The sequence below is a fragment of the Olleya sp. 1-3 genome (assembly GCF_002836085.1).
In the GTDB taxonomy this organism is placed as follows: Bacteria; Bacteroidota; Bacteroidia; order Flavobacteriales; family Flavobacteriaceae; genus Olleya; species Olleya namhaensis.
Window position 1 is genome coordinate 1 of the sequence record NZ_PJBW01000015.1, and the last position, 22,595, is coordinate 22,595.

Annotated in this window: 21 protein-coding genes; 10 read left to right on the plus strand and 11 right to left on the minus strand. The window is 31.6% G+C overall.

What is annotated here, in order from left to right; all coding sequences use genetic code 11:
- Positions 1-449: 449 nt before the first annotated feature.
- A complete protein-coding gene (locus CXF54_RS12630) occupies positions 450-2,417 on the minus strand; it encodes a putative porin (protein ID WP_101203832.1) in 1,968 nt (655 codons plus the stop codon).
- Positions 2,418-2,563: 146 nt separating this feature from the next.
- On the opposite strand from CXF54_RS12630, the gene CXF54_RS12635 reads away from it, so the two are divergent.
- From CXF54_RS12635 to CXF54_RS12645, 3 genes are all read left to right on the plus strand, one after another.
- A complete protein-coding gene (locus tag CXF54_RS12635; RefSeq protein ID WP_090842391.1) occupies positions 2,564-3,163 on the plus strand; it encodes a ribonuclease HII in 600 nt (199 codons plus the stop codon).
- 32 nt (positions 3,164-3,195) lie between these two features.
- Positions 3,196-5,616 (plus strand): ribonuclease HII, encoded by a 2,421-nt coding sequence (locus tag CXF54_RS12640; RefSeq protein WP_101203833.1) that lies wholly within the window; start codon positions 3,196-3,198, stop codon positions 5,614-5,616.
- Positions 5,617-5,727: 111 nt separating this feature from the next.
- Positions 5,728-6,777, plus strand: a complete 1,050-nt coding sequence (locus CXF54_RS12645; protein ID WP_090842395.1) for a nucleoid-associated protein — start codon at positions 5,728-5,730, stop codon at positions 6,775-6,777.
- A 73-nt stretch (positions 6,778-6,850) separates the two neighbouring features.
- Here the strand turns inward: CXF54_RS12645 and lipB are convergent, their stop codons facing one another.
- The gene (gene lipB, locus CXF54_RS12650) at positions 6,851-7,552 is read right to left on the minus strand and encodes a lipoyl(octanoyl) transferase LipB (protein WP_101203834.1); all 702 of its coding nucleotides are present in this window, start codon (positions 7,550-7,552) and stop codon (positions 6,851-6,853) included.
- Positions 7,553-7,843: 291 nt separating this feature from the next.
- Here lipB and lysS point away from each other — a divergent pair, with 291 nt between their 5' ends.
- Entirely contained in the window at positions 7,844-9,535 is a 1,692-nt protein-coding gene (gene lysS / locus CXF54_RS12655) for a lysine--tRNA ligase (protein ID WP_101203835.1), read from the plus strand.
- A 487-nt stretch (positions 9,536-10,022) separates the two neighbouring features.
- Here the strand turns inward: lysS and CXF54_RS12660 are convergent, their stop codons facing one another.
- The 4 genes from CXF54_RS12660 to CXF54_RS15720 all read right to left on the minus strand — a co-directional run bounded on the left by CXF54_RS12660 (position 10,023) and on the right by CXF54_RS15720 (position 12,716).
- Positions 10,023-10,595: a GDYXXLXY domain-containing protein gene (locus CXF54_RS12660; protein WP_101203836.1), complete on the minus strand. Its 573-nt coding sequence runs from the start codon at positions 10,593-10,595 to the stop codon at positions 10,023-10,025.
- A gap of 1 nt (position 10,596) precedes the next feature.
- Positions 10,597-11,886: a DUF2157 domain-containing protein gene (locus CXF54_RS12665; RefSeq protein WP_101203837.1), complete on the minus strand. Its 1,290-nt coding sequence runs from the start codon at positions 11,884-11,886 to the stop codon at positions 10,597-10,599.
- Positions 11,887-11,988: 102 nt separating this feature from the next.
- The gene (gene yiaA / locus CXF54_RS12670; RefSeq protein WP_090842406.1) at positions 11,989-12,471 is read right to left on the minus strand and encodes an inner membrane protein YiaA; all 483 of its coding nucleotides are present in this window, start codon (positions 12,469-12,471) and stop codon (positions 11,989-11,991) included.
- Between the two features lie 86 nt (positions 12,472-12,557).
- Positions 12,558-12,716: a hypothetical protein gene (locus tag CXF54_RS15720; RefSeq protein WP_157823448.1), complete on the minus strand. Its 159-nt coding sequence runs from the start codon at positions 12,714-12,716 to the stop codon at positions 12,558-12,560.
- A gap of 151 nt (positions 12,717-12,867) precedes the next feature.
- Here CXF54_RS15720 and CXF54_RS12675 point away from each other — a divergent pair, with 151 nt between their 5' ends.
- The 3 genes from CXF54_RS12675 to CXF54_RS12685 all read left to right on the plus strand — a co-directional run bounded on the left by CXF54_RS12675 (position 12,868) and on the right by CXF54_RS12685 (position 15,436).
- Positions 12,868-14,382, plus strand: coding sequence for a tetratricopeptide repeat protein (locus CXF54_RS12675; RefSeq protein WP_101203838.1), 1,515 nt, complete (start codon positions 12,868-12,870; stop codon positions 14,380-14,382).
- 79 nt (positions 14,383-14,461) lie between these two features.
- On the plus strand, positions 14,462-14,959 hold the full coding sequence (locus CXF54_RS12680) for a DUF4890 domain-containing protein (RefSeq protein WP_101203839.1): 498 nt from the start codon (positions 14,462-14,464) through the stop codon (positions 14,957-14,959).
- Between the two features lie 120 nt (positions 14,960-15,079).
- Positions 15,080-15,436 carry a hypothetical protein gene (locus CXF54_RS12685; RefSeq protein WP_101203840.1) on the plus strand — a complete coding sequence of 119 codons (357 nt, stop codon included), beginning with the start codon at positions 15,080-15,082 and terminating at the stop codon, positions 15,434-15,436.
- A 73-nt stretch (positions 15,437-15,509) separates the two neighbouring features.
- Here CXF54_RS12685 and hemL read toward each other — a convergent pair whose 3' ends face one another.
- From hemL to CXF54_RS12705, 4 genes are read right to left on the minus strand one after another with little or no spacing between them, the layout of a single operon-like run.
- Entirely contained in the window at positions 15,510-16,787 is a 1,278-nt protein-coding gene (gene hemL / locus CXF54_RS12690) for a glutamate-1-semialdehyde 2,1-aminomutase (protein ID WP_101203841.1), read from the minus strand.
- 5 nt (positions 16,788-16,792) lie between these two features.
- Positions 16,793-17,602 carry a glucosaminidase domain-containing protein gene (locus tag CXF54_RS12695; RefSeq protein ID WP_101203842.1) on the minus strand — a complete coding sequence of 270 codons (810 nt, stop codon included), beginning with the start codon at positions 17,600-17,602 and terminating at the stop codon, positions 16,793-16,795.
- A 3-nt stretch (positions 17,603-17,605) separates the two neighbouring features.
- On the minus strand, positions 17,606-18,517 hold the full coding sequence (locus tag CXF54_RS12700) for a 1-aminocyclopropane-1-carboxylate deaminase/D-cysteine desulfhydrase (protein ID WP_101203843.1): 912 nt from the start codon (positions 18,515-18,517) through the stop codon (positions 17,606-17,608).
- Positions 18,507-18,845: a hypothetical protein gene (locus tag CXF54_RS12705; protein ID WP_090842423.1), complete on the minus strand. Its 339-nt coding sequence runs from the start codon at positions 18,843-18,845 to the stop codon at positions 18,507-18,509. Before CXF54_RS12705 ends, CXF54_RS12700 begins: the two co-directional genes overlap by 11 nt.
- Positions 18,846-18,892: 47 nt before the next feature.
- Here CXF54_RS12705 and CXF54_RS15725 point away from each other — a divergent pair, with 47 nt between their 5' ends.
- From CXF54_RS15725 to CXF54_RS12715, 3 genes are read left to right on the plus strand one after another with little or no spacing between them, the layout of a single operon-like run.
- Positions 18,893-19,060, plus strand: coding sequence for a DUF5522 domain-containing protein (locus tag CXF54_RS15725; RefSeq protein WP_157823449.1), 168 nt, complete (start codon positions 18,893-18,895; stop codon positions 19,058-19,060).
- A 14-nt stretch (positions 19,061-19,074) separates the two neighbouring features.
- Positions 19,075-21,060 carry a urocanate hydratase gene (locus tag CXF54_RS12710; RefSeq protein WP_090842425.1) on the plus strand — a complete coding sequence of 662 codons (1,986 nt, stop codon included), beginning with the start codon at positions 19,075-19,077 and terminating at the stop codon, positions 21,058-21,060.
- A 12-nt stretch (positions 21,061-21,072) separates the two neighbouring features.
- On the plus strand, positions 21,073-21,618 hold the full coding sequence (locus CXF54_RS12715; RefSeq protein WP_090842427.1) for a DUF4136 domain-containing protein: 546 nt from the start codon (positions 21,073-21,075) through the stop codon (positions 21,616-21,618).
- A gap of 79 nt (positions 21,619-21,697) precedes the next feature.
- On the opposite strand, the gene CXF54_RS12720 is transcribed toward CXF54_RS12715, so the two are convergent.
- Positions 21,698-22,594 (minus strand): ExbD/TolR family protein, encoded by an 897-nt coding sequence (locus CXF54_RS12720; protein ID WP_101203844.1) that lies wholly within the window; start codon positions 22,592-22,594, stop codon positions 21,698-21,700.
- Position 22,595: the final 1 nt, after the last annotated feature.

Below are 22,595 nucleotides of genomic sequence, written 5' to 3' on the forward strand. Positions count from 1 at the left end.
GAAAAGATTTGAATCTTTTTTATATCACTGTTATAATAACTCTCTGAACGTTTCCTAATTGCTAAATAACCTGTTATAGTTACGTCGTTTTCGGGGTGCAAATATACAAGCCTTTTTGGTTCCCACAACCCTTTTGATAATCTTTTTTTAATTTAAAGATAACATCTGTCTTTAATCCTTTGTGCTTAGCGTGTTACAATACTATATTTTTTAATCGTTTTTTTAGGATTGAATTACCTCAAGATTACAAATGTTGGCTGTATTGAAGACTGTGTATTGATTTGCAACGCGTTAGGGATAGAACGGTCTGTTTGAGCTCTTTTTTTTTATATACCTTATAGTATTATGACTTTTGATTATTTTAAATACGACACCATATATAAGGTATATGATTTGTAAAAAAAAGCGAGTAGTGATAGCCCGACCCTTTGGGTAACGCCCTGATTATATTACAAAAAGAAATTCCACACTAAACCGAAACGTATTGCAAAATCACGGAATGGTTGGTTTGGTGCTGAGTAATATGTAGGATCTGAAAATAGTGCATTGAAATGCTCTGCTTTTAAATACACTCTAGTTTGTCTAATTTTTGCGTTAACAAAGAAGTCTAACTTAGGAAACCCTCCTAGCTCTTGATTGTTTTGAGTATAGAACTCTGCTATTAACGGATCGTAGGCGTCCATATTATATGCTGAAAAGTAATTGAATATTACTCCTGTTTGCAAAAACATTGCTTTTTTAAATATATGGTTTGAATAGTAAAGCGTGTTTCGGGTTACTATTTGCGGAACGTTTAAGACATTTGAATCGTCTTTTACGTTTTGATATAGTATGGTATTGTCTAATGCGATGTTTTTATACCTAATTTCCTTTTGAAGCTTAACTTTTAAATACGTTATAGGGTTTGTACTTTGAAACGCTTTGACACCATCCTCTTCGTTTTTTGCAAAATACACGTAGTCGTTTATTGTATTTAAGTCCAGGGTTAAATTTGCGTATTTATTAGACTGCACCTTAAATACTAATTGTTGTGTTTTTATATTGTCAAATTGATTGCTCCAGTTATAGTTTTTGTAACTACTTTGAAATAATAGGGTGTTGAAATTTGGAGCAACCGAATTATGGTTAATATTTGCAGACACTTTAAGATCTTTATTTAACAGATAAGACGCTGTACCGGAAATATAGTTTCCGTCAAAATCTCCAGACACATTTAATCCTGCATCTCCTCTTAAATTAAATCCTTTGTATTGCTTATTATATTTTGCTCCTACAGATAAAACATCTCCTTTTAATCTATTAGGAATTACATTTTGATCAAGAAGCACAATTTTATTATAACCGTAATTGTAATTATTGTGAGTCGCATTAAATTGAATGTTACCTAATGTTGAATTACTATAGTTTAATTGTAGTTGATTGGTAAATTGCTCTAGCTCTGTTCTGTCCTTTATATTACTAGTTTGAAAAGAGTCTCCGAAATAATCTGTGTTGGCTGTTGTTTGATCGTAGGTATAAATTTTATCCTCTAACGTCATAACATGTGCTAGTTGGATTTTGTTTGAACTTACTGAATCCTTTGCTTGCACTAAATCATAGCTATGGTTTAAATAAAAACGCTTACCTAATAACAGGTTTTCTGCATCTTCAAAATTAACTTCTAAGACTCCCCTGTCATCAAAATCAGGATCTCCGGATTCGAAAAATGCTATATTATCGTCTTTTAATCCACCATTTTCTTGATTTAATATATCTTGAGATGTAAAATGCGTGTTTAAAACATACCTTTTATTTTTTGTTTTATAACTTGCTGTAATCCTTAAATTACCAGAACTACTTAATGAGTTTTGATAAAAACCTAGTGATCGCAATCCCTTATACCCTATTGACAAATTAAATTGTCTTGATGTATTTGTTGTAAAGAATGCATCTAACTGCTGTCCTTGCGTGAATGCTGTCTTAAAATAAAGTTCTGTTAGTGGTGTTGGTGCGTGATAGTAATTAACATCGTCTGCATTTAGATAATTAAAATGCTTAGACTTTGCTCCAAATCCAGGAAGTTGATTGGTGTTTTCAAAATTATATGTTAGACTATTATATGTTTGTCCAACGTTAGCAAATGGCATTAGCCCAAAATTATCACGTCTTAAATAATTATATTTATACTCCTTATTAATACTTAACGTTGTATCTAGATAAGTTGTGTCTCTTGTTGAAGAAATAATCAAATACTCTGAGATTATTGCTTTTTGCTTTTCGCTTTTATTTGTGTTTGATCTTTTAGACTTAGTGCTATCTTGCGTATTAGATGCGTTTACACTAGAATCTGAGTTTAAAGATTTTTTAAGTGTAGGCTTTTGAGCATAAGCTATGCTTACAAAAGCGGTTAAAAGAAAAGAGAAAATTATTTTTTTCATTAAATGGTGACTATTTTAGACCTTTAATTTAAATCTGAAACATTTATTTTTGCCAAAAATAGCAAATATCTTTATGGTTTTGTGCTTTCTGTCAAGAAAGGCACAAAATTGAATATAGTATAACGTTAAACCTTCATTTTTATTTAATGCTTAAGTTAAAATATACAAAACATAAATTAGAGTGCGGAACAGATGAAGCTGGTCGCGGTTGTCTTGCTGGTCCTGTTACTGCTGCTGCAGTAATTTTGAAACCTAGATTTAAAAATGCCATATTAAATGACTCTAAACAAATTAGCGAAAAAAAAAGAGATTTATTGCGTCCAATAATTGAGGAACAAGCCCTATGTTTTGGTTTCAGCCATGTTTATGAAGATACTATTGACGAGATAAACATATTAAACGCTTCTATTTTGGCTATGCACAACGCAATTGAAGCCATGCCAAAAACACCTGAATTTATAATTGTTGATGGTAATAGATTTAAACCTTATAAGGACATCCCTTCAGAAACCATTATTAAAGGAGACGGTAAATATATGAGTATTGCTGCAGCATCCGTTTTAGCAAAAACATACCGTGATGAATACATGAATAAAATCCATGAAGAATTTCCGATGTATAACTGGAAACAAAATAAGGGCTACCCCACAAAACAACACAGAGAAGCCATTAGAAAATATGGTGCCACAAAATACCACCGAAAATCCTTTAGACTATTACCCGAACAATTGAAATTAGAACTGTAACTTACTATATTTGTATAAATATGACGCCTTTTATGAAACACTCTTGGTATAGTTTTCTTATAATTTTATTGATTTTTTCTTGTGAATCTGCACCAGAAAAAAACACAATAGAAGACTTTATTTATGCTGATTCTGATTTTGTTTTAACTATTAATAATTTAGACAATTTTAAGAGCAACACTGGTAACAATAATTTTATTGAATCTTTATCTAAAACAGAACACTACAAGACCTTTACTGAAACCTTAAATTTTTTAAACCAAATAAAAAGCCAACAACCTTTTTACATTAACTTATTTAAAGATCAAAAAGACAGCCTAACTTATAGTTTTGTAACCAAATTAACGGATTCAGTATTTACTTTAGATAGCCTTAAAATTACGCGCGAGCCCTATCAATTAAAAGGCCTAGCTGTTGAAAAGGTAAACATTGACAAACAAACAATATATGTTTCGAAACAAGGTGATTTATTAATAGGATCTAACAACACTAGCCATTTAGAAGATTTATTTAATGGAAATACTAAAAATGCTTCAGTAAAAAAAATAATACAAACTCAAGATAAAGATGCTTCGTTTTCTGTGTATTTAAACAACGGTAGTTTAAAACACATTTTTAAAAACACCACGATTCCTTTTAAGACACTAACAAACAACCTAACTTTTGACACAGAAGTTAGTCAAAATGAATTAGTGTTAACCGGAATTACAAAAGCAATCGACAGCTCTAGTTTAATTAATGTTTTTAAAAACACTCTACCACAAGATAATCAACTAGCGCAAATCACACCTTCTAATAGCGATGGTTTTTTGAGTATCACTTTTAATGAGTTTAGTGTTTTTAAAGACAACTTAGACGGCTTTAATACAGTAGATACTATTACTAAAAACACTACCCTTTTTGACAATATTATTGAATTTGGAGAACTATATACTGACACTACTAGTGTTGTTGTACTAAACACGATTGATGTCATTGCTACAAAAGAAGCACTGCTAAGTGAGCAAGAAAAGATAGAAGATTTTAGAGGTGTAAATCTTTACAAATTTTCTAAACCAGACCTGTTTAAACAGCAATTAAAACCATTTATTACTTTAGATAAAGCAACAAAATACTGTATAATTAATCAGTTTATAATTTTTGCATCAAACACAGATGCTTTAGAAAATGTAATAATTAATTACCAGAATCAAACCACATTAAACGATCGTTCCTATTATAAAGATATTAGCGCAGGATTAAGTAGTCAAGCATCTATACTGCAAGTCTTAAATCCAACCAATTTAGAACAATTGGTAACCTCTAATCTAAACACAAAGCAAGATTTAGATTTTAGTAAATATAAAAGCTCAGCTTTTCAATTTATATACGATGGTGATTTCGCGCATTTTAATGCCATAATAAAACAAAGCAAAAATACGGTTGCTGAAAATTCTATTACCGAAATATTTAACATCAAACTTGACAATGACGTACTTAACACACCTCAATTTGTAAAAAACCATCGCACTAAGCAACAAAATATAATTGTTCAGGATGTTACAAATAAGCTGTATTTGATAACTAATGACGGAAAAATACTTTGGAAAAAACAACTACATGGCCCTATTATAGGTCGTATTGAACAGATAGATATGTATAAAAATGGACGCTTGCAATATGCCTTCGCAACTCCAAACCGTGTTTATGTATTGGACCGAAATGGGAATGATGTCAAGCCATTCCCTATGAAGTTTTCAGATCAAATTACACAACCATTATCTGTTTTTGATTACGATAAACGAAAAAAATACAGACTGTTTGTTACTCAAGGTAAAAACGTATTACTATATGACGGAAGAGGAAAAAAGGTCAAAGGTTTTAATTTTAAATCTGCAAAAGAAGATTTTAATAGTCAACCACAACATATTAGGATTGGCAGAAAAGATTATTTAGTATTTAAAACAGAGCATAAATTATATATTCTGGATAGACGAGGTAAAACTAGAGTTACACCTAAAACAAACTTAAACTATTCTAATCAACCTGTTTTTGATTATAATTCTGATTTTATAACAACAACAAAAGAAGGAAAACTAGCAACAATAACCACTAAAGGCGCCGTATCTGTAATGGATAAAAACCTAACAGATAATAATAGTCTAGTTTCTACTACAAAAACACTAGTTTCTCAAAGTAATAACTTATTAAACATTAAAGATCACACTTTAGAATTAGACTTTGGAACCTATACCCCTGCTCAGTTATTTTTGATAGACAATAAAATATACATTTCCACTACGGATAAACAAACTCAAAAAGTACTACTTTATGATAGCAATGGTGTGTTGCAAGACAACTTTCCTGTTTATGGCACATCTGCTATAGATTTAAAGAACATTGACAAAGATTCTAATTTAGAGTTTGTTACTAAAGGCGAAAATAATTCTATACTAGTTTACAAAATAAACTAAGTATTTAAAATTAAGATTATTAAAAACCGAAGCAAAGTCTTCGGTTTTTTTACGCATTATTTCTGCTTAATTTAGTAACATTGTAACTGAATACAAACTTCAATTTTAAAGATGATTACACGTAAACTCGCTACCATTTCAAAATTTATAATTCACAAGGTTGGTAACAAACATAACGACACAAAAAATGCATTTTCTGAGAAAGAAGTTCATTTTGACGAAGAGAGTTATGAGCTTATGCTACCCTTTTTACTAAGGCCATTTGGAAGCGTTGTCCAGAGTTACCGATTTAATCACCACGCCAATGTGGAGCTTAACGAGATTAACTCTTACAGTAAACAAATCTTTAATGACGATGATGCATTTGTCGAGATGTCTAAAAACATAGTTAAGCATTTGTTTGAACAAAGTAATTCTGCACAAATAAAAACCGGAGATGTTTTGGTTGCTGTTTTTGAAGGTATTGAATACAAAGAAATGGTTACCAATGCTATTGGAATATTTAAAATTGAAAACAAAACAAATTTCTTTCAAACCTTTTTAGAGGATAGTAGCTATGACGTTTTAGTACAAAAAGGAATCTCGTCCAAAAAAGTTGACAAAGGGTGTTTGATTTTAAATCAAACAGACATGGAAGGTAACATTATTTTGAGTGTCGACAACAACAGTTATGATGCACAATACTGGTTAGATCGTTTTCTAAACATAAAATATGCTGATGATATGAATAATCACACACATAACTACTTAGATATGTGCAGTGAGTTTTCTACTGAGATTTTAAAGACAAGTTTTGGAGAACAAGAACGTAATATCTTTTTAGCAAAAACAATCGACTATTTTAAGGAGAACGAAATTATAAACGTTGAACGTTTTAAAGAAGAAGTCTTTACTGAAGAAAATCACATACAGTTATTTGAAGATTTCAAAAAAGAATATGAAGGAGAACAAAATGTATTATTAAGAAATCAATTTGATCTTGCTGAAGCTGTAGTTAAGAAGGATAAAAAGAAAATTAAAACAGACATTAAATTGGATACTAACATCCAAATTAAATTAGATATAGATTCTCCCGATGCTGCGCAAGAATATTTAGAACGCGGTTATGACGAAGAGAAAAAAATGCACTACTATAAAGTGTTTTTTAATGCAGAAGCATAATACTTTAAAGCTAATTTCTAATACCCTAAGTTTAGTTTTAATACATAACCATACTTAGGGTATATAGTAATTATTATTGCTTAAACTCAGCCTCAAACATTTTACTAAAGTGTTTTAATATTTTTGCTTTTACTTCTGCCTCATCTACTTCTTTAACACCAAGTTCTACGTTTAAAGAACTTACTGCTTTACCTCTAATACCACAAGGAATAATATTATCAAAATACCCTAGGTTAGCATTCACGTTAAGTGCAAATCCGTGCATAGTCACCCATCGACTTGCTCTAACACCCATAGCACAAATTTTACGTGCAAAAGGTGTTCCAACGTCAAGCCAAACACCAGTTTCGCCTTCACTTCGAGTAGCTCTTATACCGTATTCATCCAAGGTTAAAATAATTACCTCTTCTAAAAAACGTAAATACTTATGTATATCAGTAAAAAAATTATCCAAATCTAAAATAGGATATCCTACAATTTGACCAGGACCATGATATGTAATATCTCCCCCTCTGTTTATTTTATAAAATGTAGCACCTTTAGCTTTTAGTTGGTCTTCATTTAACAACAAGTTAGACATATCACCACTCTTCCCTAAAGTATATACATGAGGATGCTCGACAAACAGAAAGAAATTATCTGTTTCTAAACCCGCAGCTTGTCTTCTATTTTTTATTTTAGTATCTAAAATCCCTTTAAATAGTTGCTCTTGGTAATCCCAAGTTTCTTTAAAGTCTTTTGTCCCTAAATCCTGTAGTTGTATCGTTTTATTCATAACAAAATTAATGGTACAAAGATACAATATATCTTTCAAGATTATTGAATATTACACATCCCGAAATTACAACAACCAGTCAGAGCGTTAATGATACTCAAAATACAATCCTTATTTAATTAACACCAATACAAACAGTGTTTTTAAGTCGTTATATAACAAGGTGCAAAAAACACTTGATATAACTAATAAAAAATTTAATTGTTTGATGTTGTACTTATTTGATGTTATCACTTATTTTTTGTTACAAACGCTTATCTTTGTGCCTTAATTTTTTTTTACAATAAAACTATGTCACAATTATCTGAGCAAGAGCTCGTACGTAGAGAAAAACTTGCAAAATTACGCGAGTTAGGTATCAACCCTTATCCAGCAGATTTATATCCTGTTTCTGACAATTCTAAACAGATTAAACAGGAATTCAAAGAAGGCAAACAGGTAGTTGTTGCTGGTAGATTGATGGCAATTAACATTCAAGGAAAAGCATCTTTTGCACAATTACAAGATTCTGAAGGACGTATACAGTTATATTTTAACAGAGACGAAATTTGTCCTGGAGAGGATAAAGACCAATATAATGTTGTCTTTAAAAAATTATTAGACTTAGGAGATTTTGTTGGTATTGAAGGTGAATTGTTTACAACACAAGTTGGAGAAAAAACAATATTAGTTAAAGGGTTTTCTTTACTAAGTAAATCTTTAAAACCACTACCAATTCCAAAACAAAAAGACGGAAAAACATACGATGCGTTTACAGACCCAGAAATGCGTTACAGACAACGTTATGCTGACTTAGCTGTAAACCCACATGTTAAAGATGTTTTTATAAAACGTACTAAGTTATTTAATGCTATGCGTAGCTTTTTTAATGACTCAGGTTATTTTGAAGTAGAAACACCAATATTACAACCAATTCCTGGTGGAGCAGCTGCAAGACCTTTTATTACACACCATAACAGTTTAGACATACCATTATATATGCGTATTGCTAACGAGTTATACCTAAAACGATTAATTGTTGGTGGTTTTGATGGTGTTTATGAGTTTTCTAAAAACTTCCGTAATGAAGGAATGGACAGAACACACAATCCAGAATTTACAGCAATGGAAATTTATGTAGCCTACAAAGACTACAATTGGATGATGGACTTTTGCGAACAACTTCTAGAACATTGTGCTATAGCCGTAAATGGAACATCTGAAGCTACTTTTGGAGATCATAAAATAGACTTTAAAGCACCTTATGCTAGAGTTACTATGGCAGACTCTATTAAGCACTTTACTGGATTTGATATTACAGGAAAAACAGAAGACGAAATAAGAACAGCAGCTAAAGACATGGGCATTAGTGTAGACGCAACCATGGGCAAAGGAAAGCTGATTGATGAAATTTTTGGTGAAAAATGTGAAGGAAACTACATCCAACCTACATTTATTACGGACTATCCAAAAGAAATGAGTCCATTATGTAAAGAACACAGAGAAAACCCCGAATTAACGGAACGTTTTGAACTTATGGTTTGTGGTAAAGAAATAGCAAATGCTTATTCTGAACTTAATGATCCAATAGACCAGCGTCAACGTTTTGAGCATCAATTAAAATTGGCAGCTAAAGGTGATGATGAAGCAACAGAGTTTATAGACGAAGACTTTTTACGTGCTTTAGAGTACGGTATGCCTCCAACATCTGGAATGGGAATTGGAATGGATAGATTAATTATGTTTTTAACGAATAATCAATCTATACAAGAAGTATTATTTTTCCCTCAAATGCGACCTGAAAAGAAAGCAGCACCAATGAATGAGGAAGAAAAAGCGGTACTTGCTTTATTAAAAACGACTAGCCCAATAGAATTAAACGCACTTAAAGAGCAATCTGGATTAAGTAATAAGAAGTGGGATAAAACTATAAAAGGTTTAACCAAATTAGGCGTTGCCAAAGTAAACAAAACTGATGATGGACTATTTGTAGAAGTTGTTTAACTACTACAAATAACCAAATTGGTTTAAACAAAAAAAGGAACTACATAACTGTAGTTCCTTTTTTTTGTTCTAGTGTCTATTTATGAGGGTAAATTCTTTAGAAAATTTTTAGATAAGAATTTATAGTACCAATTTCTATTAGAAAGTTTTATCCCCATTTGTCTTGATGTTTTAATTTTAGACATAACGCCAAGGCTTCTTATAATTACTACAATTACAAGTGCTAAAATTAAAAATATCATCAAATTTGAAAACGTCATAGGTCTGTGTACTTAATTATCTTGTAATAAAATTAGCACACTAATAACTATTTACCCATTCAAAACTCTTAATGTTATTTGAAATTCGATGATTGGTTGTTTTTATAGGTTAAAAAACACAAAACAGCAACAAACACACTCTTAATCAACTCTTTACGACATAAATTAATGTGATTTTGATACTATACAACACGTCTAAAATCTGTTATATTTAGTAAAACAATCAATTAATCAGTCGTCTTTTGCAATTCGACATAAGTCCCTATTGGTACTTCATTAATAAACACATCTTCTAAAACAGAATATCCGTTTTTAACATAGACCAATGCATAAGTATTATTTGACAAACCTTGTCTGCTAGCTTTTCTGTAAGCCATTTCGGCTGGATACGCTTTACTTTCTTCCATATAAAACCTATCAAAAGGTAACATAAAGTCAATAACATTACTTTTTTGGTAATAGCCATAAGTTTGAGCAATTACAAAATCGTCATCAGTATTTGTTTTAAATGGACTTACCGATTTTACAGCAGCATAACCTAAACTATCCGTTTTTAGATACACATAAATATCACTACGATTTTGCCATAATGTATCTGTTGTGACAGCATTATTCATGTCGAAAGACAGCGTAATGTACTTCCCTCGAAAAGGATCTGTTGGATCAATAGGGCGTGTTTTAAATTTATAAGCTGTTCCTGAATTTACAACAGATTGGTTTTTAAAAACCATGGCAGCTGGCACACTTAATTGAATTAAAGCCAAAACCACAAAAAGTATAAAGAGATATATTGTTTTCATCTTAATTGTTTAAAGATTTGTTTTGATTTGATCTCTGCTTTTTAAGCATGACGTAATTTGCGCTAAAGAAACCGACTCCTATAGTTATGAATAATAAGCCTCGAATAACAAAGCTCATGTTTGTATCAAAAAACCTAAAACTAATTAAAGCGGTTATAATAAGTAAACCATAGTTTAAGATTCCAAAATGATATTTATCCACTCCCGTCTTTACTGTTGTAATACCTAAACCAAGTATTAAAAAGTTAATTAATACTAATCCCGCAGTTGCATAATAACTACTAACAATAAAAACAATTAAATATAATGCAAATACATATCTAAACAAGTTAAATGGTTTTAAGCTATCTTTTATGTGACTATAGACTAGAGTTACTACTGTAAGCGTGATCAAAAGTATTGGAACGTAAAAACTTGATGCACTGTAATACTCATAATTAAAGTCTCCCGACCAATATCTATGAAAAGACGCTAAAAGAAGTGTAACAACTACACCAAGAGATCCAATTGCTAAGTAACCGTTTTTTCTAAGTTTTAGAATTTTTAAATAAGGTAATTGCCCAATATTGTAAAGCAACCCAAAAAACAATATAAAAACCAGATACAATATACTGCTTGAAACATCTAAAAAAGCTCCAAATGTAATGGTCAAACTTAATGGGAATAACCAATTAAGTAAAGAAAACCCATTAGAAGCTGCTTCATTTTTAATGACGTTGTAATAAAAAGGAAGTATACCTACTAACATAACCAAATACAACCATGGTATCTGTCCATTACCAAAATACCCGACTAAACAAGCATAATAAGTTGCAAAAACAAGATGTAATATTGCTAACACTTTTGATTTAAGCAAATAAACTAAAGGCAAACATAACGCAATCCATGTTAATAAATAGCCTTCTAAATTGCCTGGCACATTATAAATCTGACCAATTAAAGCAATTGCAGCTCCTACTCCAAAAAACAGAAAGACACCTGATGCTTCTTTCCATGTCTGACTCTTCTTTTTAAAAATAGAAAAACCAACTAGCAATTGCCCAATGATTAAAGGGATAAAAGCCAATACCGTTTTGATCATCTTAGGCAAATATTCCCAATTATGGGCAAATAGTAATATTATTCCAGACCCTATTAATAATGATCCTAAAATACCAAATACTACAAATAACTTATGAGGCGCTTCGGCTTCTTTAGACTCAAAGTAACGTTCTATTCGTAATGCAGTGTCTTCAGATATTATCTGATTTGTTATTAATTCTGGTAATGTATTTATAAATTTCGTACTCATTTTTAATGGTTTTAATTAATTCAATTTTGATTAAAAACCTCGTAACATACGTCACGAGGCTTTAGGTTAACCATCACATTAACCAATCATCAAAACAAAATATTAAACATTGTCTGTTTTCTCATTTGATAAAAAGGCGATATCTCGCGTATTTTTTTGCACTGCAATAGCTGCAAAAAGACTTAAGGTAAATGACATACCATAAAACCCTTTTTCGCTAAGTTCTAGATCTGCATTCCACAATCCAATAACTAATAATGCGATTGCTGCAACAGACGTAAACCAACTTATACCGTAATAAATTTCTGTTACTGGTACATTTTCTAGCTTATCTCTCACTGATTTCTGTACAGATATTACAGAGAATAATCCAAAAAGCAAGATAGTAAAATAGTACCCTTTTTCATTTAGAAGCATATTTGCATTCCATAATCCAATACAATACGAAACCATACCAAGACATAAAGCCGTCCAAGACGCTCCTACAAATGCTGGCGTAGGTTTTGTATTATATGTTGTTGCCTTTTTTTTAGGCTTTTTAGACTTTTGGTCTTCATTGATTGAAACTGTTGTTTGATAATCCATAATATTTTGTTTTTGATAATTATTGTTTAAATAAAGTTTGAGACATTATGTCTTTAATTTGATAAGACGTATAAAACTAATTTACTTTAGACACCTAAATAACTCACCTTACTTCCTGTATGACTACTTAAGTCTGCTACATAAGATTGATAGCTGTCTATTAAATAATTCTGAATCTCCATTCTGTTAGCTAGTAAGACGCTAAAAAATAAAACGATAAGTGTTGCTTTAAAAAATGTTTTCATGATGTTTTGATTTGTTGATTACAGGACAAAGATGCAACGGGTAAACAGTTATATAAAAACAGATTTTAAATAAAACTGACGATATATTTTAGATAAAAAATAGAATTAATCTTGTTTAAAAGGCTATTTTTAACCAAATAATGACGATTAAATGACCGATTTAAACAGCTTAATTTCTACATTTTCTAATGAAGAACAACAACAGTTTATATCGTTTCTAGAAAAAAAGAACAAAAGAAGCGATACCAAAAACATACAACTCTACAAGTTACTTCAAGATAAGGACTTGGACACATTTACCATTTGTAATACACTTTATGGTAGTCAGAAAAAAGGAGCATATCATGCTTTAAGAAAACGGTTATATCAATCTGTTATAGATTTTATTGCCAACAAACATCTGGCAGACGAGAGTACTGTAGAAATGCAATTAATAAAACTACTAATCACTGCTAGAGCCTGCCTTACCAAAAAGCAATATAAAACAGCCTATAAATTATTAGCTAAAGCTGAAACAATAGCAATAGAACATGCTTTGTTTTCTATTTTGAATGAAATTTATCATACAAAAATTCAATACTCCTACTCACAACCACAAGATAAACTAGAACATTATATTACTGCTTTTAAAAATAACCAACATAATGCCTATACAGAAGACCAACTAAATATAGTATATGCAAAAATTAGACAAACACTTAACAACATAAACTATAAAGGTGTGGTCTTAGATCTAGAAACATTACTAAACAATACTCTGGAAGAACATAATATAGATTTAGAAAATGCTATTACATTTAAAGCGCTATATCAAATTATAAGTATTGTTAGCTTATCTGCTTTTGTAACCAATGACTATTACAAAATAGAATCCTTTTTATTAAAACATTACACCACTTTAAAATCATATAAAAATCGAGAAAAACAAACTTATTATCATATTCAAATACTATATATGATTGCTAATACTTTATTTAGGAACAAGAAATTTGACGAAGCTTCGCAATACTTAAATACAATGGAAATACAATTAAAAAGCAATCAAAAAAAACACTTCAATACCTTTATATTAAAACACAACCTATTAAAAGGTTTAACATTTAATTACACCAACCAACAAACAGAAGCTATTGCCTTACTAGAAAAAAGCACTAGACTAAAACATCAAGATATAGAAAGCCAATTAGACATCCACTTATGCTTAATAATGACACATGTGCAACATGACGACTATAAAAAAGCAAATCAAGTTATGGCTACCTTTTATCATACCGATGCTTATTACGAAACTAAAGCAGGAAAAGAATGGGTCATTAAAAAAAACTTAATAGACATTATAATACAAATAGAATTAGAGCACATCGATTTAGTAGACTCTAGACTACGTAGTTTTAAACGTCAATACTACTCCTATTTAAAACAAATTAATCAAAATCGAGTTATCACGTATTTAAGCTTTGTCGAATTATATTTTAAAGACCCAAATATTGTAACCACTACAACATTTAAAGCTAGAATAGAAAGTGCTTTTATTTGGGTTGATGCCCAACAAGAAGATATTTTTGTAATGAGTTTTTACGCTTGGTTAAAAAGTAAAATGGAAAACAAACCGCTATACACCATCACTTTAGAACTTGTAGAAATGGCAAAAACCAATGTTAATTAAAAGCTAAAAAACAAGCACTTGTTAAACCTTTTGGAAAATAGCGGGTCTTAGAAGTATAACAATTTAAAATAAGATACAAATGAAAAAATTAGCAATACTAGCATTAGCTTTAATTACATTTCAAGCAAATGCACAAGATAACAGTAGCGAAAAACGTCAAGAAAACAAAAAAGAACGTTTGGAAAAACGCATGAAACTTGAACCAAAAGAAATGGCAGAGTTAAAAACTAAAAAAATGACTTTGCATTTAGATTTGACAGAAGCACAACAAACAAAAGTTATGGCTTTGAATTTAGAAAATGCAGAGCAAAGAAAAGAGCACTTTAAAAAGCATGCAGACAAAAAAGAAGATTCTGAAAAAGCAAAACCAACTAAAGAAGAAAAACTTAAAAGAATGAATGCTAAATTAGATGCACAAATAGCAACTAAAAAACAGATGAAGGACATCTTAAATGCTGACCAATATGAAAAGTGGGAAAAATCAGAAATGAAAAGAAACCATGGCCGTAAGCATAATAAAAAAGGTGAAAGAAAACACGGAAAAGATGAGAAAAATAGTACTGAAACTGATGAATAATTAAGAAATATTTACATTTTAAGGAAAAAAGACGCTGATTATCTATTCAGCGTCTTTTTTATTTGCGATTATTAAACTAAAAGTGTTACTTTGAGAGTATAATTAATTAACTCTTACACAATGAAAAAAATAATTACGCTTTGTCTTTTTGTATTTGGTTTATTTTTAGCAACTAACACTGCTAGCGCACAACAAAAATTTAGTGCAGAAGTCACTACTGCAGCACTAACAAAAACGGTTGAGCTTGGTAAAGCTTTAAAAGCGAACAAACCTACTCAAGAATTAATGTATCCTGCATTCCAAGAATTTTATGCAAAATCAGAAACGCTAAACAGCTCTTTTGAAACAGGTACGACTGAGTATAGTGCGTTAGAAAAGAAAATCAACGATCGTTTATCTTCTCAAATGAATGAAGTACTTAACAGCGAACAATACACTAAATATTTAGAATTATCAGGTCAATCTGAAACTGAATAATTTAGTAATACTACATATAAAAAAAGCCGATTATAAATTTATAATCGGCTTTTTTAGTGTCTAAAATTTTCTATTAACTAAAGACAGCTTCACAAGCTGCAATAGTTTTATCTAAATCCTCGTATGAAAGTGCGTCATTTAAAAACCAACTTTCAAAAGCACTTGGTGCTAAATAGATACCCTGATTAAGCATACCATGGAAAAAAGTTTTAAATGTTTCGTTGTTTCCTTTAGCAGACGTCTCAAAATCTACAACTTGACCTTCACTAAAATGCACAGACATCATAGATCCTAATCTGTTTATAGTATGTGTTACTTTTAATCGTTCTAAAACCTCAGCAATACCTTTATGTAGGTATTCCGTTTTCTTAGCTAAACTTGAAAACACATCACCCGTATTTAATTCTTCTAACATTGCTAATCCCGCAGCCATAGCTAATGGATTACCACTTAATGTTCCTGCTTGATATACTGGTCCTAAAGGCGCTAAATGATCCATAATTTCAGCCTTAGCTGCAAAAGCACCTACAGGTAAACCACCTCCTATTACTTTACCAAAACACACAATATCTGCTTTAATACCTAATAATTCTTGAGCACCACCTTTAGCTAATCTAAATCCAGTCATAACCTCATCAAATACCAATAAAATATTATTAGCATCACACAATTGTCTTAACCCTTCTAAAAAACCTGTTTTTGGAGGAATGCATCCCATATTACCAGCAACTGGCTCAATTATAATACAAGCAATTTCGTTTTTGTTAGCTTCAATTAAAGCTTCTACATTGGCCAAATCGTTGTATTTAGCCAACAATGTATCTTTAGCCGTACCTTGTGTTACTCCTGGACTATTTGGTGATCCAAAAGTTACTGCGCCACTACCCGCTTGTATTAAAAACGAATCTGAGTGCCCATGATAACAACCAGCAAATTTGATAATCTTATCTTTATTAGTATACCCTCTTGCTAATCTAACAGCACTCATACAAGCTTCTGTTCCAGAATTAACAAAACGAATCTTATCAATATTAGGCACCATTGATACTGCTAACTCAGCAATTTTGGTTTCAATTTCAGTAGGCATACCAAAGGAGGTTCCTTTTTTAGCTTTATCAATAACTGCATCAACCACTGGTTTGTGTGCGTGACCTAAAATCATTGGCCCCCATGATGCGATATAATCTATTAATTGGTTACCATCTTCATCATACAAATAAGCGCCTTTAGCTTCTTTAACAAAAATAGGTGTCCCACCTACTGCTTTAAATGCACGGACTGGAGAGTTTACACCTCCAGGAATTACTTTCTCTGCTTCAGCAAACAAAGCACTACTACGTTTATAAATCATAAACCTTAATAATCTTTTGGAATTGGTTTTACAAATAAAATCTGTCCAACAAATAAATCGTTGCCATCTAAACTATTCAACGATTTTAATTCGGTAACAGAAATGTTATATTTTCTAGAGATAGAATACAATGTGTCTCCTTTTACTACAGCATGTTTATCACTAACTTTTGATTCTTTACCTAAAACGTCAGCATCAAAACGATATAACTGGTAACGCTCTATTAAGCTAATTAGCTTGTTTGGATATTTTCTATCGGTTGCATAGCCGGCTGCTCTTAAGCCTTTTGCCCAACCTTCATAATCATCTTTTTCTAATTCAAATAACTTAGAGTAACGTTTACGCTCCGTCAAAAACAAAGAGTGATCTCTAAAACTATATTTTGCATTTTTATACTTTCTAAAACATTCTTGAGATGCATCATCATCATGGTAAATCTTAGCACCTGTCCACTCATGACACTTAATTCCAAAATGATTATTAGCCTCTACAGACAAACGTCCACTTCCAGAACCTGATTCTAAAATTCCCTGTGCTAATGTTATACTTGCAGGTATTTGATAGTTGCGCATTTCATTTTGAGCAATATCACTAAAAATAGCAATATATTCTTCTGTTTTATTTGCATAAACTTCCGGAGTTTCGGTAATAGCTTCTTCTTCTACAACAGCGACTTCAGTTTCTTTTTCAGCTTTCTTTTTCTTTCTATCAACCTTAACAGTATTTTGTTTTCCTTTTTTGGTGGTTGTTTTCTTGGATGATCCACAACTCACAATTAAGAGTGTAATACAAAGAATGGCTATTATTTTTTTCATTTACTATAATATTAATTGTTGTTGTTTCTTTTTTAGTCTTTTATTCATGCCTTCTACACCTTGCAAGCCACCTGTATGGATTGCAAGTATTTTTGCATTGTCCTCAAAATACCCATTCTTAATTAAATCAAAAATTCCAAATAACAGTTTACCTGTATATACTGGGTCTAGTGCTATTTGTTGCTCCGCTTTAAACTGATTAATAAACGCAACTAAATCTGCATTTATCTTAGCGTAGCCTCCAAAATGATAATCGGTAACTAACTCCCAATTGGACTGTGCTGCAAATTTACTAATATCTTCTTTTAAAAAGTCGCCTTTTAAAGCCGAAAAACCTAAAACTTGTTGCTCTGGTTTAGAGACATTAATTAATCCTGCCAATGTCCCACCTGTACCAACTGAAGAACAGATATAATTAAAATCAAAATCAGCTTGATTTAAGATCTCTTTGCAACCTTTTACAGCCAAATCATTAGTACCACCTTCCGGAATTTGATAAAAATCACCAAACTCTCTTTTTAGTTTTTCAATAATAGACTGTGTAGATTTTAACCTAAAATGCTCTCTACTTATAAACTTAAACGTCATACCACAATCTTGTGCAAATCGCAATGTAGGGTTATCTAAAATCTTGTCTCGTAATTCTTCTCCTCTAATAACGCCTATTGTTTTAAAACCAAATACACGACCTGCTTCTGCAGTAGCTGCGATATGATTAGAAAAAGCCCCACCAAAAGTAAGCAAGGTATCATGCTTATGTTTTTCAGCGAAAGCGATATTATACTTTAACTTTCTGTACTTATTTCCAGAAATTATAGGATGTATTAAATCCTCACGTTTTAGGTATAATGAGACCGAACTTTTAAAAGGAAGCTCTATTTTTTGATTGACACTAAGTTCAGGCTTAAATTTCATGCTTGCTAAGATACTTTAAAAATTGCCAAAATGGTCTTGATTTTAAATACACTAAGTTAGTATCATTACAATACGCCTCTCTTTCAAAACTCAAGTTTTTATATGCTAAAAACCAATTTTTATGTTGATAATAACGTATTAAAAACTCTAACACATACCATATATAAAACGGTAGTATTAACATTTCTAATTGTTGTCTAAGATGAATTTTCTCATGATTAATAAGCGTTTTACTGTGTTTTAATCCTTTATTTTTTAAAAAAATAAAAGGAAAAACGGTCATTCCAGTATAACCCTTTGGTACTAAAAATTTAGATACTATTATCATAATTTATACATCTCAAAATGTACACCAATTTACGTTATCTTTGTGATATGAAGAAGATAATTCCAATAGAAGACGGTGATTACTACTTAACACCTGAAGGATATCGCTGTTTTACAGAGCAATACCATTTAAAACGCGGGTATTGTTGCGAGAGCGGTTGCAGACATTGTCCGTATGGATATGATGCTAAAACAAATGCGACTAAAAACAACTAAAGTCAGTACATACTATGACATTTAAAGACCAAATATTAGAAGGTATCCCTAACCAATTACCACAACCTAAACCTTTTGATGCTAACATAAATCACGCACCAAAACGTAAGTCTATTTTAAGTAAAGCTGAAGAAACGTTAGCTTTAAAAAATGCGCTTCGTTATTTTGATAAAAAACATCATGCAACATTACTACCTGAGTTTAAAAATGAATTGGATACGTATGGTCGTATCTATATGTACCGTTTAAGACCAGATTACAAAATGTACGCTAGACCTATTAACGACTATCCTGCGCAATCAAAACAAGCCGCAGCGATTATGTTAATGATACAAAACAACTTGGATTATGCTGTGGCACAACACCCACACGAGTTAATTACTTATGGTGGTAATGGTGCTGTATTTTCTAATTGGGCACAATACCGACTAACCATGAAGTATTTGGCCGAAATGAATGACGAGCAAACACTAACCATGTACTCTGGACACCCAATGGGGTTATTCCCATCACACAAAGAAGCCCCAAGAGTTGTTGTTACTAACGGTATGATGATCCCTAACTATTCTAAACCGGATGATTGGGAAAAATTTAATGCCCTAGGTGTAACCCAATATGGTCAAATGACAGCCGGGAGTTACATGTATATCGGTCCACAAGGTATTGTACATGGTACGACCATTACCGTATTGAATGGTTTTAGAAAAATTAAAAAAGAACCTAAAGGAAACTTATTTGTGACTTCAGGATTAGGCGGAATGTCTGGTGCACAACCAAAAGCTGGTAATATAGCGGGTTGTATTACTGTCTGTGCTGAAGTTAATCCAAAAATCACGCAAGTCCGTTTGGATCAAGGTTGGATTGATGAGAAAATTACCGATTTAAACCAATTAGTAGATCGTGTTATTAAGGCTAAAGCCGAAAAAGAAACCATATCAATCGCCTACTTAGGAAACATTGTAGACGTTTGGGAAACCTTTGACAAAGCAAATATCCATATTGATCTTGGAAGTGATCAAACCTCTTTACACAATCCATGGGCTGGAGGATATTATCCTGCAGACCTCTCTTTTAAAGAGGCTAATGTAATGATGGCTGACAATCCTGAATTGTTTAAAGAAAAGGTTCAAGAAACATTAAGACGTCATACTGCTGCTATTAATAAACATACTGCAAAAGGAACATACTTTTTTGATTACGGTAATGCCTTTTTACTAGAAGCATCTAGAGCAGGAGCAGATATAATGGCTGAGAATGGTATTGATTTTAGATACCCAAGTTACGTACAAGATATTATGGGCCCTATGTGTTTTGATTATGGCTTTGGTCCTTTTAGATGGGTTTGTGCGTCAGGAAAACCTGAAGATTTAGCCAAAACAGACGCTATTGCTTGTCAAGTATTAGAAGACATCAAAAAACAATCACCTCCAGAAATCCAGCAACAAATGGCTGACAATATCCAATGGATTAAAGGTGCACAAGCCAACAAACTAGTTGTAGGCTCTCAAGCAAGAATATTATATGCTGATGCAGAAGGGCGTATGAAAATTGCCGAAGCTTTTAACCAAGCTATTAAAAACGGAGAGATTGATACTGTAATATTAGGACGAGACCATCATGATGTATCAGGAACAGACAGCCCGTATCGTGAGACTTCTAACATCTATGATGGCTCAAGATTTACAGCAGATATGGCTATTCAAAACGTAATAGGCGATAGTTTTAGAGGCGCTACTTGGGTAAGTATACACAACGGTGGTGGTGTTGGCTGGGGAGAAGTTGTTAACGGTGGATTTGGTATGGTTCTTGATGGTAGTAAGGAAGCATCAAAACGATTAAAACAAATGCTATTTTGGGACGTTAATAATGGTATTTCAAGACGAAGTTGGGCCAGAAATGACGAAGCTATTTTTGCAATAAAACGCGCTATGGCTATTGAACCTAATTTAAGAGTAACGTTACCTAATCTAGTTGATGAAGATTTATTAAATTCACTTTAAAACAATATTGCTATGAAAAAAATTATGAAACTGTTACCTATCGTCTTAGTCGCTATAGCACTAACATCTTGTAGTTCTGTTAAAGTTGCTGCCGATTATGACAAAGCTGTAGATTTTAACAATTACAAAACCTTTGCATTTTTTAAATCAGGAATAGACAAAGCTGAAATCAGTGATTTAGACAAACGAAGAATCCTTCGTGCTATTGAATCTGAATTATTAGCAAAAGGGTTTACTAAGTCTGAAAAGCCAGACGTATTAGTTAGCATCTTTACAAAATCTAATCAACGTGTTGATGTATACAATAATTCTTGGGGCGCAGGCGCTTGGGGTTGGGGCGGACCACGTTGGGGATGGGGTTGGAATTCGCAACCAAATATATCAACATCTACACAAGGTGTATTATTTGTAGATTTAATTGATGCTAATAAAAAAGAATTGGTTTGGCAAGGTCAAGGTACCGGTTACCTTTCTAAAAATGTAGAAAAGAAAGAAGAACGCATCAAGGAGTTTGTTGCTAAAATAATGGAGAAATATCCTCCGGGAATGGAGAAATAATTTTATAATAGATTTATATTAATCATTATATATTTTTAAAAAAGCGACCACTTTAAACAAGTAGTCGCTTTTTTTTATGCTAGAATTTAATATTAGCCTTTTTATGAATTTTGATTATCTCGTTTGACAACTCTAAATAGGGTTTGGTAACCAATCCTTTTTTTAATAATTGTCTACGAAGCGTAATAAACTTAAAATAATTTGAATAAGTCAACTCTTGATCAAAGCTTATAAAGGCAACATCTTTTGAATTTAAGGTTTCTACAAACTGAGCGTTATCTTTAATTTCAATATTACTATTTCCATTTTTTAAACCACTGTTTGTTAGCACAAATTTATTATAGCTTTTCCCTTCTAAAACCTCATCAACAACCTCTTGTTGATTGGTATAAACTCTATGACGTAACTCATAAGTATCATCCACAGGTGGTGGAGGTGGCGGAAACATTAAAAACGAATCTGACTCATCTTTACTAAGTTTAGCTATACTATCATTATAGCGCTTGATTTTAGCGTCTTCTTTTTTAGTAAGGCGCTTTTTTATATCTTCTATATGAAAAAATGACTGATGATTCTTTATTGAAAAACCAGATAATAGATCTTTATCTTCTATAGTATTAGTTTTAAAAACTAAATTATAAAAATTAGCAGAAGCTAACTCGGTTTTAATTTTATCTACAATAGTGTATTTAACAGATTGATCAATATATAAGAATATTTTTACTTGAAATTTTTGTAACTCCTCTAATTGACTTCTATTATACGCTAAGGCTTTAGCCAAATCAGATAATGCAATCGCTTCGTCTTCTAGATAAATGGATTCATTTTTATCTATATAAAGACTATACATTGGTGCAATACTAGTTTTAGATATACTAATTACATCTTCGCCTTTAGGCAACTGTATGGATTGTATTTGTGCGTTTAAACCAAACACGCAAAACCATATCATACCTATTGTTATTTTTAATCTCATA

Coding starts and splice junctions, on each gene's coding strand:
- CXF54_RS12675 (WP_101203838.1), top strand. CDS start 12,868: ATGACCGATTTAAACAGCTTAATTTCTACATTTTCTAATGAAGAACAA.
- CXF54_RS12685 (WP_101203840.1), top strand. CDS start 15,080: ATGAAAAAAATAATTACGCTTTGTCTTTTTGTATTTGGTTTATTTTTA.
- CXF54_RS12695 (WP_101203842.1), bottom strand. CDS start 17,602: ATGAAAAAAATAATAGCCATTCTTTGTATTACACTCTTAATTGTGAGT.
- CXF54_RS12660 (WP_101203836.1), bottom strand. CDS start 10,595: ATGAAAACAATATATCTCTTTATACTTTTTGTGGTTTTGGCTTTAATT.
- CXF54_RS12640 (WP_101203833.1), top strand. CDS start 3,196: ATGAAACACTCTTGGTATAGTTTTCTTATAATTTTATTGATTTTTTCT.
- lysS (WP_101203835.1), top strand. CDS start 7,844: ATGTCACAATTATCTGAGCAAGAGCTCGTACGTAGAGAAAAACTTGCA.
- CXF54_RS15720 (WP_157823448.1), bottom strand. CDS start 12,716: ATGAAAACATTTTTTAAAGCAACACTTATCGTTTTATTTTTTAGCGTC.
- CXF54_RS15725 (WP_157823449.1), top strand. CDS start 18,893: ATGAAGAAGATAATTCCAATAGAAGACGGTGATTACTACTTAACACCT.
- CXF54_RS12665 (WP_101203837.1), bottom strand. CDS start 11,886: ATGAGTACGAAATTTATAAATACATTACCAGAATTAATAACAAATCAG.
- CXF54_RS12705 (WP_090842423.1), bottom strand. CDS start 18,845: ATGATAATAGTATCTAAATTTTTAGTACCAAAGGGTTATACTGGAATG.
- CXF54_RS12645 (WP_090842395.1), top strand. CDS start 5,728: ATGATTACACGTAAACTCGCTACCATTTCAAAATTTATAATTCACAAG.
- CXF54_RS12710 (WP_090842425.1), top strand. CDS start 19,075: ATGACATTTAAAGACCAAATATTAGAAGGTATCCCTAACCAATTACCA.
- CXF54_RS12700 (WP_101203843.1), bottom strand. CDS start 18,517: ATGAAATTTAAGCCTGAACTTAGTGTCAATCAAAAAATAGAGCTTCCT.
- hemL (WP_101203841.1), bottom strand. CDS start 16,787: ATGATTTATAAACGTAGTAGTGCTTTGTTTGCTGAAGCAGAGAAAGTA.
- CXF54_RS12720 (WP_101203844.1), bottom strand. CDS start 22,594: ATGAGATTAAAAATAACAATAGGTATGATATGGTTTTGCGTGTTTGGT.
- CXF54_RS12715 (WP_090842427.1), top strand. CDS start 21,073: ATGAAAAAAATTATGAAACTGTTACCTATCGTCTTAGTCGCTATAGCA.
- CXF54_RS12635 (WP_090842391.1), top strand. CDS start 2,564: ATGCTTAAGTTAAAATATACAAAACATAAATTAGAGTGCGGAACAGAT.
- CXF54_RS12680 (WP_101203839.1), top strand. CDS start 14,462: ATGAAAAAATTAGCAATACTAGCATTAGCTTTAATTACATTTCAAGCA.
- CXF54_RS12630 (WP_101203832.1), bottom strand. CDS start 2,417: ATGAAAAAAATAATTTTCTCTTTTCTTTTAACCGCTTTTGTAAGCATA.
- lipB (WP_101203834.1), bottom strand. CDS start 7,552: ATGAATAAAACGATACAACTACAGGATTTAGGGACAAAAGACTTTAAA.
- yiaA (WP_090842406.1), bottom strand. CDS start 12,471: ATGGATTATCAAACAACAGTTTCAATCAATGAAGACCAAAAGTCTAAA.